Here is a 12,436-nt window from a genome sequence, read left to right as displayed (position 1 = left end):
TTACTTTAAGGTTTATTGTTCAATATTGGATTAATGTTGAAAAGTGAATAAAGTACTCACCTCACTTTTCATGGAGATATGGTCAGGTTTCCGGTAAGTAAAAACAGGAATAAGCCACACATCTGATCATTAATGCGTGGCAAAATTAAGGGAACTAGCCGTTAATAGCTAAAAATTATCCTTTCCTTTTGTGTAAAATACAAAAGAGGGCGGTAATTATTTAGTTTCCGGGCGCCGACAGGCTATTAACAGGTGCGCTGTCTGCCGGCAAAGCAGTAGAGTCAAAGGCAGCATTACCACCGGTTTGGGGTGTGTAATTGGGAATGATGCTGTCGAACGTCAGGGAAATTTTCCACTGGCCGTTTTCTTTCACCATCTGCAGGACTTCTTTCTGATGGGCGGAGGAATTCAGTATTGTAACAGCCGCTTTATCGCCGTTTTCTTCGATATTGACTACCTCGATGCGGGCGTTTTTAATTTTTTCCCTTTCTGCGCCACTGCGGCGGCCGTCAAAGATGGCATAGATCTGTAATACCTGTTGGGATTCTTTTGTGGCATAATCCCTGGCCTGGTCGTAGTTCGAATCCTGAATCGCATGCATAAACGCCAGCGCTACCTCTTCGGGGGAAGCCCTTTTCTTACAACTGCCTAACAGCAACGTTGTAATCAATGCCAGTGTCATGATTCGAAAAAAATTGGTCATGCGGTCGATAAATTATAATATATCACAACAAAAATAGGGGTAAACTTCAATACTGCAAAGTCATCAGCTATAGCTCAGCACAATCACAGGCTTCCGGACTGAAGGTCTCCCTCGGATAAAAACAGGTGAACTTACGGCAATCGCCGTTAACAAAGAGTTAAATATTGAGATAATTGTTATTTTGATAGCTGATTATCTGCCTGGTGGCTGTGCCGTCCAAACAAATAACCAGCTATCGGATAACAGGATATCCGCATGCCTTATTTTTCTTTATTGGCTTCATAAGCCTTGATGATGGCTTTTACAAGCCGGTGTCTTACCACATCTTCTTCATCAAGTTCCACATGCCCGATACCATCGATGTTACGAAGGATGCGGGTAGCCCTTTCCAGACCGGATTGCTGATTTTTGGGTAAATCTATCTGTGTAAGGTCACCGGTGATGATGGCCTGTGCAGATGCGCCGATACGGGTTAGAAACATCTTGATCTGCAGGTCGGTGGCATTCTGCGCTTCATCCAGGATAATAAAGGAGTTATCCAGGGTACGTCCACGCATATACGCCAATGGTGCAATTTCAATGACGCGGTTGGTCATGTAGTAACTCAGCTTTTCTGCAGGGATCATATCATCCAGCGCATCGTACAATGGCCGCAGATATGGATCGATCTTTTCTTTGAGATCTCCCGGCAGGAAACCGAGGCTTTCGCCTGCTTCCACCGCAGGGCGGGTTAGAATGATCTTTTTAACTGCTTTGTTTTTGAGCGCACGAACCGCCAAAGCTACGGCGGTATAGGTTTTACCGGTACCGGCAGGACCTATTGCGAAAATGATGTCGTTCTTTTCGGCCAGCGCTACCATCTTTTTCTGATTGGATGTACGGGCCCTTACGGTTCTGCCGTTGGGTCCAAACACCAATACTTCATTGGGATTACGCTCGCTGAAATTGTCGATCCTGGTGCCTTCCTCATCTCCCAGAATCTGTTCAAAATAGTTCTCTGTCAGGTTACCGTTCCGTTCCAGGTATTTAACGATCTGACCGATTTTTTCCTCCGCTGTAGCCACTTCTTCCGGTGCCCCACTCAATTTTAACTGGGTGCCCCTGGACAGGATCTTAAGCAATGGGAATTTCTTTTTCAGCAGATCAAGCTTTCCGTTGTTAACGCCGAAAAACTCAATGGGATTAATACTGTCTAAATTGATAATGGATTCAGTCAATGATTCTAAGGTTTAATTGTCCAGGAAATGATCGGTATTTTTCAATCCGAATATATTTAAATCTTGTATAACCTGGAGGATGCCATTGTTAAGCTATCACTAAATCCTGTACCCGTTCTGTTTAAAGGCTTCTACTTTAGCAGCGATATCTTTGTTGCCCAAAGCCAGGATACGTGCGGCCAGTATAGCTGCGTTACGTGCACCTGCTTTTCCAACTGCCAGTGTACCTACCGGTAAACCTGCAGGCATCTGTACAATTGAATACAAAGCGTCAATACCACCCGGTAAACCACCATCTAAAGGAACTCCCAGAACAGGCAGCGAAGTGTAAGCTGATACAACTCCCGGTAAGGCTGCTGCCATGCCCGCCGCGGCAATAATTACGCCAAAACCCTTTTCCTGAGCGGTTATACACAACTCTCTTACTTTATCAGGATTGCGGTGAGCAGAAGCTACTATCATCTCATTTTCAATTCCAAAATACTGCAAATGTTTCTGAGATTCTTCCATTACAGGCTTGTCACTCTCGGAACCCATGATAATCAAAACTTTCATCTGATAATATTTAAAAAATAATAATGTAATAAGTTACCTCAAAGATATTGATCGTTTAACAATTTCGGAAAACTCAAAATCCACAACAGGTGGATAAATGATTGAACCAATCCACTCTTTCCCCTGTTAATTGTGCGTTTGTAGGGAATTGACCTTTCCGCAACATTTTATTACTTTTACCTGCCTAATAGTGTTTTTTATTATATAATGCCTACTTTAGGCGTTTCCTGACACAACGATCTTAGATTCTGCTATCATATGAATGTAGTTATGCTGGAACAGCATTACAGCCACTTACAGCATCTTGAAACCGCTATTAATGCCTTTGCACTCTCTGTTACCATAGATGCAGCAGGTGCGGTGACTGCGGTTAATACGCAGGTGATAGCGGCATTGCAGCCATCAGACGGCCCCTTCACCGGCTGCCCTTTTACCGCGCTCTTCCGGCCTGCGCACCCGGAACACTGGCAGAATCTCTGGAAAACCCTGACAGAAGGAAAACCGGTACAGGAACAACTGTGTTTTCTTATCAACGCGGCAGATACCCAACTGTGGCTGGAAGCAGGTATTACCCCGTTTTTCAGTGAAACCGGCGCCTTTACACACTGCATGCTGATCGGCATCGATATCACCGAACGTAAACTCACTGAAATCAAACGTGCCCGTAATGAAGTGTACTACGGCCAGGTGCTGGAAAACCTGCCCCTCGGATTGCAGCAGTTTTCACCGGATGGCGATAATATGGACATGAACAGCCGCCAGCGGCAGATCTGGGGAAAACACCACGCCTTCTTTACCCAACCGGATTATAAATGGCTGAAAGATCCTTTCTACCGGCTTAATGGCCTCGCTGGTATGTTTGAGGAAGCCCGGAAAACCGGGAAGACTATCAAAAAGGAAATCCTCCTCAGCTACCGCGAGAAACACCACGAAAACATTACCCGGCTTTATCCGGTATACTTTGAAGCCACCATATTCCCGCTCACAGACCAGCAACGGAATATGGACAATATCTTCCTGATACTGGATGATATCACAGAAAAAAAATTATCGGAACTCAGTCTCCAGAAAAGCGAACGGCTCCTCGACAATATCATCGAGAACCTGCCTATCGGCTATATCCAGTTTGATAATTTTGGCTTTATCCGCCGGATCAATCAAACACAACGTTTCTTCTTTAATTCGCCGCATCCCGTCAGCCGTCAGCCTTTCAACGTAATGAACGATGAACTGGCCACCATGTTTGAGCTGGACAAACTATTTGTACAGGCCCTGGAACAGAATAAATTGCTCCGCGTGGAAAAGCGGATCGATTTTTCGCAGGACAAGCGATGGACAACCGTAGACAGGGAAGTATACCTTGACCTGACCGTGTTTCCGGTGATTGAGCCGGTAGACAAGGAGATGATCGTGGTAGCACTGGTGAATGATATCACGGACAAGAAACTACAGGAGCTGGAGATCAAGAAGAACCAGGAGTTCCTGCAACAAACGGGTACCATTGGCAAAATAGGCGGCTGGGAGCTGGATGTAGACAGTGGCCAGGTGCGGTGGACGGACCAGTCGTACCACATACACGACTGCCCGGTAGACACCCGCATCGACCTTGAAAAAGCGTTGGGGTATTATACACCGGAGGCCCGGGAAAGCATCGAGGGGCTGATGCGGCAATGTATAGAAACGGGCAAACCCTTCGATGCACAGCTCACCATCATCTCTTCCAAACAACAGGTAAAAAGGGTAAGGTCCATCGGGCAGCCAGGGTATGAAAACGGCCGGATGGTACGTATGTACGGGGTAGTGCAGGACATCACCGAACAACTGGAAATCAGGGACGCACTTACCAGGAACACAGAGCTGATGCGTCTTTTCTTTGACACTATTGATATGGGATATGCCGCGATGGAGAAATCAGGGAACCTCAATTTCCTGAACCGGAAGGCAGAGAAAATGATCGGCCATCCGGTGGCGATGGGCAATAATATCTTTGAGGAGTTTCCGCGCCTGAGCGGAACCGTGTTTTATGCGCGGCTGCAGGAATGTATCCAGCAGCAGGCGTCACAGTCGTTCGGCATCTACTTCCCCGGGGTGGACAAATGGTACGATTTCCTGCTTACTCCCATGCAGGATGGCGGGATCTCAGTGTTTATGCGTGATATCACCGACAGCCGGAAATTGCAGAAAGAGCTGCGGAAGGCGAACGAGCAACTGTCTAACCTGAACAAGAACCTGCTGAACCAGAACAAGCAGCTGGAAGATTTTGCCCATATCACCTCCCATAACCTCCGGGCGCCTATTGCCAACCTGAAGGCGCTGATGCAGATGCACAATGAAGCTGCCGCCCAGCAGGAAAGGGATCTTTACCTGGGCATGGTACACGAGGTGATCAAGAAGATTGATGAAACGCTGAACGACCTCGTGGAAGTGGTGCAGATCCGGAAAGATGTGAATGTGGAGAAAGAAAAACTGTTGTTTGCCGAAAGATTACAGAAGGTAAGGGACGTTTTGCTGGTAGATATTGAAACCAGCAATATCCAGATCACCTATGATTTTGATGATGAGCCGGTGATTGAATACCCGCGGGTATACCTCGACAGCATCCTCCAGAATTTCATTACCAACGCTATCCGGTACCGTTCTTCGGAACGCACACCTGCATTGCATTTACGGAGCTGGAAGGAAAACGACAACATCATCCTGAGCGTGGAAGACAACGGGGTGGGAATAGATATGGAGCGGTTTGGCAACAAACTTTTTGGCTTCCGTAAAACCTTCCATAAAAATAAAGATGCGAAGGGAATTGGCTTATTTATCACTAAAACCCAGGTGGAAGCAATGGGTGGTAATATAAGAGCAGAAAGTCATCCCGGAGAGGGAACCAAATTTATTATTACTTTTAGATCAGAATAAACCCCCTTTATGAGTTTAATCAATACGATTTTTATTGTAGATGATGACCCGATTCACCAGCAGATTGCCAAAATCATGATCGAACGTCAGGCTATCAGTAGTAATATCCGTGTATTTTCCGACGCACAGGATGTACTGGATCTTCTCCGGGAAAATGCGGGAGAAGCGCAGGCCTTACCGGATCTTATACTGCTGGATCTTAATATGCCTATAATGGATGGCTGGGAGTTCCTGGAAGAATATGCTGTTTTTCAGGCGCAGTTGCCGAAGCAAATCAGGATTTTTGTACTGACTTCCTCCATTGATGAAAAGGACAGGGAACGTGTGAATGCTTACAATTTTGTAACAGGATATCTCACCAAGCCATTATCAAAGGAAATTATTGCGCACTTGTCTTGAGTGCGTGAATAGTTTTTTCAGGATCGGCAGAGGAGAAGATGGCACTGCCTGCCACTAATACATTTGCGCCCGCCTGGATGAGTTGTCCGGCGTTATCGGTGCCTATGCCGCCATCTACTTCAATGAGCGCATGTGCATGATTATCTGTGATCAGTTGTCTCAGTTGTCTTATTTTCTGATAGGTTTGTTCGATAAATGTTTGTCCGCCGAAGCCGGGGTTCACGCTCATGATCAGCACTACATCAATATCCCGGATCACATTTTCGAGCATGCCCACGGGGGTGTGAGGGTTCAGCGCCACACCGGCTTTCATACCCAGACCCTTGATCTGCTGGATATTCCGGTGCAGGTGGATACAGGCTTCGAAGTGTACGGTGAGTATATCGGCGCCGGCCTTTTTGAAGTCGGCTGCGTATTTTTCCGGTTCTTCAATCATCAGGTGTACATCACAGGGTTTCTGCGCTTTCTTCCTGATTTGCGCAATCACGGGTAAGCCGTAGCTGATATTTGGTACAAACCGTCCGTCCATCACATCGAGATGGAACCAGTCGGCTTCGCTGCGGTTTACCATATCCACTTCTTTTCCCAGCTCCAGGAAATTTGCTGCCAGTAAAGATGGCGCCACTAAAACAGGATGTTTTTCCAAGTGCTCTATTTTTGAATGATGTAAATTTAAGTAATTACGGGTTCAATCTTCTCAGGGCTTCCTTTGCTTCACTGAAATCTTTCTTAAAGGAAGTAGCTTTTGTATAGTCTTCTATCGCCTGGGTTTTGTTGCCCAGTTGTTCGTGTGCAGTTGCCCGGTAGTAATACGCCCATGCATCTGTTGGAGCCGATTTGGCCGCCAGGTTGTAATAGGTGTAAGCCGTTTTCCAGTCTTTTTTATTGCTGTAAATTTTCCCCAGCGCCAGGTAGGCCGGTTCAAAGCCGGGATCAGCCACGATGCATTTCCGGTAGGCATTGAGTGCAGCGGACAGATCGCCCAGTTCTTCCTGGAACTGTGCCGCTTCAAATAAAGGATATGCGTTGGTGGTATCCAGTTGCCATGCCTGCTGGTAATAGTTGAGGGCGGCGGTGGCTTTGCGGCTGCGGAGCAGGTCGCCCAGTTCCATCACGGCTTCAAATTCAGGTTGTTTACCGGCGGCATGAATAGCGGAGGTAAGGTGACGGATAGCCGTGGTGGTATCCTGTTTATCTTCCGCCATGCGGGCTTTCAGGTAGAATGCCTTATCACGGGCATCTGTCGTTTGTGCGAGCACGTTAGCGATGCTGTCTGCTTCGGCGTATTGTTTATTTTCTATCAGCGCAGTGGCGAGGCGGTATTCCAGGTACGTATAGCCGGGAGCGGTAGCCAGGGCCTGCTGAAAATTTGCGGCCGCTTTTTTATAATCATTCACGATCAGGGCGGCTTCACCGGCGCCGGCCCAGTAGTCGGTGTTTGCCGGCATCAGGGAGGCGGCCTTTTCAAAATCGGCCTGCGCCAGTGCCGGGTTGGTATTAAACAGCAGCAGTGCGCGATGGTAATACAGATCGGGACTGTTGGGAAACTGTGAAATAGAATCCGTTACCGGCCGGATGATATCGCTGTACAACACGGAGTCCGGGCGGCTGGCAGTATTCTGCTGCCGGGTGCCGGCATTGTTACATGCCTGCGCACCCATCAATAACAGGAGGATAGGTAAATACTTCATACTGGCGCCAAAACTACAGAATCATTATTGCATTAACCAGTTTTTGAAAGCAGGATAGTCGGCAGCCAGCAGGGTAGCCTGTTTTTCCTTACCATATAAAGACATCACCTTTGCGGGAGTATATATTTCTTCCCGGATAGATTTAGGGGCGGTGTCTTCAAATTTCACGGGGTGGGCTGTTTCCAGGAAAACGCCTGTCAGCTCCGGTGAATGTTCCAGGTAACGTTGCAGTCCCATGAAGCCCACGGCGCCATGAGGGTCCAGCATATAATGGTTTTCTTTCCATACCTGTTCCATTGTGCGGGCGGTATCTTTATCATTAAAGCTGTAAGCCGTAAGTTTTTCTGCGAGGGAGGGGAGGCTGTTGCCAAACAGTTCCAGGATCCGTACAAAGTTACTGGGGTCTGCCACATCCATTGCGTTAGACATGGTAGGCGATGCTTTGCCTGGTTCATATTTACCACTTTCCATAAAGCGGGGAACCGTATCGTTGATATTGGTGGCAGCTACAAAGTGTGATACCGGTAATCCCATAGCGGCGGCCATCATGCCTGCGCAGATGTTGCCGAAGTTGCCGCTGGGTACGGAGAACACGAGTTTGGGATGTGCTGCCTTCATTTGTTTGTATGCCAGGAAATAGTAGAACATCTGCGGCAGCCAGCGGGCTACGTTGATGGAGTTGGCGCTGGTGAGCGGGCGGCGTGCCTGCAGTTCCTGGTCGAGGAAAGCGGTTTTCACCAGTTGCTGGCAGTCGTCGAAAGTGCCTTCTATTTCCAGTGCATGAATATTATTGCCCAGTGTGGTGAGTTGTTTTTCCTGCAGCACACTTACTTTATTGGAAGGGTAGAGGATCACTACTTCCACGCCGGGAACATTATAGAATCCATTGGCCACGGCGCCGCCGGTATCGCCGGAAGTGGCTACCAGTACGGTTACCGGGGTGGTGCTGTTACGGCGGAAGTAGCCGAGGCAGCCTGCCATAAAGCGCGCGCCCACATCTTTAAATGCGAGGGTAGGGCCGTGAAACAGTTCCAGGGCGTAAGTATGACCGGTTACTTTCTGTACCGGGAAAGGAAAATGTAAGGTATCGGTTACTATCTTTTTTAATGCTTCTTCGGGTATTTCATCGCCTACAAACGGGCGGATTACTTGTAGTCCGATCTCGTGGTCCGTATAATTATGCAGGTTATTGATGAAGTCTTTATCCAGCGTTGGTATCTGTTCCGGAAAATAGAGTCCTCTGTCTGGTGCTAATCCCTGTACTACTGCTGTTTCGAAATTTACCTGGTGCTGCTTGTTCTGTAAGCTGAAATACTGCATGAATAAAACGTTGTTAATTAGTTAGTCAATCACTTTTACACCGGCGGTGTTAATCTGGGAAACGTAGATTTTATAATCCACGCCAAGTGGTGCGTAAACGCTATCCATCGTAGCCGCTACTTTGCGGGCATTTTCTTCTCCTTTGCTGAGCATAAAAACAGAGGGGCCGGAACCGGAGATACCGCCGCCCAGGGCGCCGGCTTCTTTACATTTCAGTTTCAGTTCGTGGAAAGCCGGGATGAGGATGGAGCGGATGGGTTCCACGATCACATCTTCCAGCGAGCGGCTGATCAGTTCATAATCGTCCTGGTAAAGCCCGGCTACCAGTGCGCCTACGTTGCCCCATTGCCGGATGGCATCTGTCATGAGTACTTTTTGTTTCAGTATTTCGCGGGCGTCAGACGTTTTTACTTCTATCTGCGGATGTATCACGGTAACCCACAGGTGTTCCGGGGTATGAAGCGTGGTAATATCCAGTGGGCGGTAGCTTCTTACCAGTGTGAAGCCACCGAGGATGGCGGGGGCTACGTTATCCGCGTGGGCGGAGCCGCAGGCCAGCCGTTCACCTTCCATCGCAAACCTTACCAGTTGTTTTTTGGTGAAGGGTTCTCCCAGTAAATGATTGACGCCTACCACCGCGCCGGCGCTGCTGGCGGCGCTGGAGCCGATGCCGCTGCCGGGGTGGATCTTTTTAAAGATCTCTATTTCGATACCGATATCCGGCTGGTCGTATTTCTGTAATAATGCCTGAACGGCTACGCCGGCTACATTGCGCGATGTTTCCAGGGGCAGGTCCGCACCGTGGATGGCAGTAATGCGGATGCCTGGTTCGCTGCTCCTGCGAAGGATCATTTCATCTCCCGGCGCGTCCAGCGCCAGTCCGATTACGTCAAAGCCACAAGCTACATTGGCCACTGTTCCCGGCGCAAATACTTTTATACTGTCCATATCACCTTTAAGTTAGTTTAATTTAATAATTGATTGTCAGGATTGCAACTCAATTCATGGAAAGTTTACAATCTGGCGCTCCGGATGATGTCTGCAAAGATGCCGGAAGCGGTAACATCTGCTCCTGCTCCTGCGCCTTTTACGATCAGCGGCTGGTCTTTATACCGGCTGGTGGTATACAGCACGATATTGTCCTTGCCTTCCAGTTTAAAGAACGGATGATCGGGAGCCACGCTTTGCAGTCCTACAGAGGCTTTGCCATCTTCATAGCGGGCTACAAACTTGAGGCGTTTGCCTTCGGCGTCGGCAGCTTCGCGTAGTCCCTGGAAGTGACCGGCATGTACATCCAGCTCTTCATAGAAGGCGGGTACAGAAGGGGCGTCGAGGCATTCGGCGGGCAGGAACGAATGGTTGGTGATTTCATCCATTTCAATGGCGGCGCCGCTTTCACGGGCCAGGATGAGGATCTTTCTCATTACGTCTTTACCACTCAGATCGATGCGCGGATCGGGTTCAGTGTAGCCTTCATCCTGTGCGGCTTTCACTACTTCGCGGAAGCTGGTGCCATTTAAGAAATGGTTGAACACGAAGTTGAGGCTGCCGGATAGCACGGCTTCGATGCTGTGTACTTTGTCGCCGCTGCGGATCAGGTCATTCAGTGTATTGATAACCGGTAGTCCTGCTCCCACGTTGGTTTCAAACAGGAAGGAAGCGTTGTATTTGCGGGCGAGGTCTTTCAGTTGTTTATAATAGGCGTAGTCTGATGAGCAGGCGATTTTATTGCAGGTAACTACGGAAATACCGTGTTGCAGGAATTCGTGGTATACAGCTGCGATGTCGCTGCTGGCGGTATTATCCACGAATACGCTGTTGCGGAGGTTTAGGTTTTTTATTTGCTGCACGAAATCGGCGGTGCTGATATGGTTGGCCTTTTCCAGTTGTTCGCGCCAGTCCAGCAACGTGATGCCTGCTTCGCTGATGAGGGTATGGCGGCTGTTGGCCAGGCCGGTTACCCGGATCTGCAAACCCAGTTCATGCTGGAGGTAGTATTGCTGTTGTTCCAGTTGTTCCAGCAGTTTGCTGCCTACGTTTCCTGCGCCGGCGATAAAGAGGTTCACCTGTTTGAGGGGTGTTTCAAAAAAGGTTTCGTGCATTACGTTCAGTGCTTTTTTGATATCGGCTTTGTTGATCACCGCGGAGATATTTTTTTCGGTAGATCCCTGCGCGATGGCCCTTACGTTCACACCATTCCTGCCCAGGGTGCCAAAAAGCTTACCGCTGGTGCCGTGATGGTTTTTCATTTTATCACCTACTACGGCCACGATGCAAAGGTCTTTTTCCACGAGGAGAGGTTCTATCCGTTTTTCGCTTATTTCCTGTGCAAACTCACTGTCTACCGCAGTTTTGGCTTTCAGCATATCTGCTTCATGGATACCTACGGTAATAGAGTGTTCGGAAGAGCTTTGGGTAATAAGGATTACGTTGATGCGTTCCCGTAAGAGGGATTCAAACAGCCGTTTGGAGAACCCTGGGATGCCCACCATGCCGCTACCTTCGAGGGTGAGCAGGGCGATGTTGGGGATACCGGAGATGCCTGTTACGGGGAAGCTGCGGTCGGCGCTGTCCTGTATGAGGGTGCCATGATCTTCCGGGGCAAAAGTATTTTTGATCCAGATGGGGATGCGTTTACTCATCACCGGCTGGATGGTGGGGGGATAGATGACTTTGGCGCCGAAGTGCGACAGCTCCATTGCTTCCACATAAGAGATGTGTGAGATAGGAATGGCCTGTGATACGATGCGTGGGTCGGCGGTCATCATGCCGCTGACATCTGTCCAGATATCGAGTACGGCTGCATTTACGGCAGCAGCTACGATAGCGGCGGTATAGTCGGAGCCGCCGCGGCCGAGGGTAGTGGTTTCGCCATCGGGGGTAGCGGCTACAAAGCCTGGCAGTACTACATAGTCGGCGGGCGACTGTGCAAAGAACTGTGTAATATGGTGATTGGTGGCAACAAAGTTAACGGCGGCATGGCCGAAGTGGTTATCTGTTACGATGAGTTCACGGCTGTCTTTACAGGTAGCGGAGAATCCCTGTTGTTTCAGTTTCTCGGCTACTATTACGCAGGACATCAGTTCGCCGTAGCTCATGATTTTATCCAGGGTACGTGGACTGAGTTCTGCTACCTGGAAGATGCCATCGCAGAGGTTTTCGAGGGCATTGAGTTTTTTCTTCAGCTGGCTGATTTGCCCGCTTTGTGCGGTGATAGGGAATAGTTCACGGATGGTATCGAGGTGCCTGGCTTCAATTTCCTGTAATACACTTTTATAGTCTTCGTTGCCTTGTTCCGCGAGTTGTCCGCAGCGTATAAGCTTGTCCGTTACCCCGCCAAGTGCAGATACAACGATAGCATATTTACCGGCAGGTTTATATTGTTTGAGGATGTTGCAAACCTGTTCTATTGCTTTGGCGCTTCCCACTGAAGTGCCGCCAAATTTTAATACTTGCATATGGAAAATTTATACGTAGATAAGTCCGGGTCCTCCCGGTTATGTACCACCCTTGTGGTCGTTGGATAATATGTGAAAACTAACCCCGCAGTGGGGTTGTAATAATGGTGGTCGTTGTCGCCATAGTGCCCGCTATCTGCCTGGAGGCAGAAACCGAAGAGAACTGGTATGTGTAGAACGGTA

The 12,436-nt window shown here is 48.7% G+C and carries 10 protein-coding genes; 2 read left to right on the top strand and 8 right to left on the bottom strand.

Translation table 11 applies throughout. From position 1 onward, the window contains the following. Positions 1 to 220: 220 nt before the first annotated feature. The 3 genes from B5Z18_RS04260 to purE form a co-directional block, all read right to left on the bottom strand. Complete coding sequence (locus B5Z18_RS04260) at positions 221 to 703, bottom strand: nuclear transport factor 2 family protein (protein ID WP_079468145.1); 483 nt, start codon at positions 701 to 703, stop codon at positions 221 to 223. A gap of 260 nt (positions 704 to 963) precedes the next feature. Continuing rightward, positions 964 to 1,920, bottom strand: a complete 957-nt coding sequence (locus B5Z18_RS04255) for a PhoH family protein (RefSeq protein WP_079468144.1) — start codon at positions 1,918 to 1,920, stop codon at positions 964 to 966. A 99-nt stretch (positions 1,921 to 2,019) separates the two neighbouring features. Further along, positions 2,020 to 2,475 (bottom strand): 5-(carboxyamino)imidazole ribonucleotide mutase, encoded by a 456-nt coding sequence (gene purE / locus B5Z18_RS04250; protein ID WP_079468143.1) that lies wholly within the window; start codon positions 2,473 to 2,475, stop codon positions 2,020 to 2,022. A gap of 258 nt (positions 2,476 to 2,733) precedes the next feature. Here purE and B5Z18_RS04245 point away from each other — a divergent pair, with 258 nt between their 5' ends. Further along, positions 2,734 to 5,385: a PAS domain-containing protein gene (locus tag B5Z18_RS04245; protein WP_079468142.1), complete on the top strand. Its 2,652-nt coding sequence runs from the start codon at positions 2,734 to 2,736 to the stop codon at positions 5,383 to 5,385. Between the two features lie 9 nt (positions 5,386 to 5,394). Continuing rightward, on the top strand, positions 5,395 to 5,784 hold the full coding sequence (locus B5Z18_RS04240; RefSeq protein ID WP_079468141.1) for a response regulator: 390 nt from the start codon (positions 5,395 to 5,397) through the stop codon (positions 5,782 to 5,784). Here the strand turns inward: B5Z18_RS04240 and rpe are convergent. The 5 genes from rpe to thrA all read right to left on the bottom strand — a co-directional run bounded on the left by rpe (position 5,765) and on the right by thrA (position 12,253). Further along, positions 5,765 to 6,430 carry a ribulose-phosphate 3-epimerase gene (gene rpe / locus B5Z18_RS04235; protein ID WP_079468140.1) on the bottom strand — a complete coding sequence of 222 codons (666 nt, stop codon included), beginning with the start codon at positions 6,428 to 6,430 and terminating at the stop codon, positions 5,765 to 5,767. The two genes, B5Z18_RS04240 and rpe, sit on opposite strands and share 20 nt — an antisense overlap. A gap of 34 nt (positions 6,431 to 6,464) precedes the next feature. Beyond that, entirely contained in the window at positions 6,465 to 7,475 is a 1,011-nt protein-coding gene (locus B5Z18_RS04230; RefSeq protein WP_079468139.1) for a tetratricopeptide repeat protein, read from the bottom strand. Between the two features lie 24 nt (positions 7,476 to 7,499). After that, complete coding sequence (thrC, locus tag B5Z18_RS04225) at positions 7,500 to 8,795, bottom strand: threonine synthase (protein WP_079468138.1); 1,296 nt, start codon at positions 8,793 to 8,795, stop codon at positions 7,500 to 7,502. A 21-nt stretch (positions 8,796 to 8,816) separates the two neighbouring features. After that, the gene (locus B5Z18_RS04220; protein WP_079468137.1) at positions 8,817 to 9,743 is read right to left on the bottom strand and encodes a homoserine kinase; all 927 of its coding nucleotides are present in this window, start codon (positions 9,741 to 9,743) and stop codon (positions 8,817 to 8,819) included. A 65-nt stretch (positions 9,744 to 9,808) separates the two neighbouring features. Next, positions 9,809 to 12,253, bottom strand: a complete 2,445-nt coding sequence (gene thrA / locus B5Z18_RS04215; RefSeq protein ID WP_079468136.1) for a bifunctional aspartate kinase/homoserine dehydrogenase I — start codon at positions 12,251 to 12,253, stop codon at positions 9,809 to 9,811. Between the last annotated feature and the right edge of the window lie 183 nt (positions 12,254 to 12,436).

The sequence above is a fragment of the Chitinophaga ginsengisegetis genome (genome assembly GCF_900168065.1).
In the GTDB taxonomy this organism is placed as follows: Bacteria; Bacteroidota; Bacteroidia; order Chitinophagales; family Chitinophagaceae; genus Chitinophaga; species Chitinophaga ginsengisegetis.
Note: the sequence above shows the minus strand (reverse complement) of the source record. Positions and strands in the feature narration are given on the sequence as shown.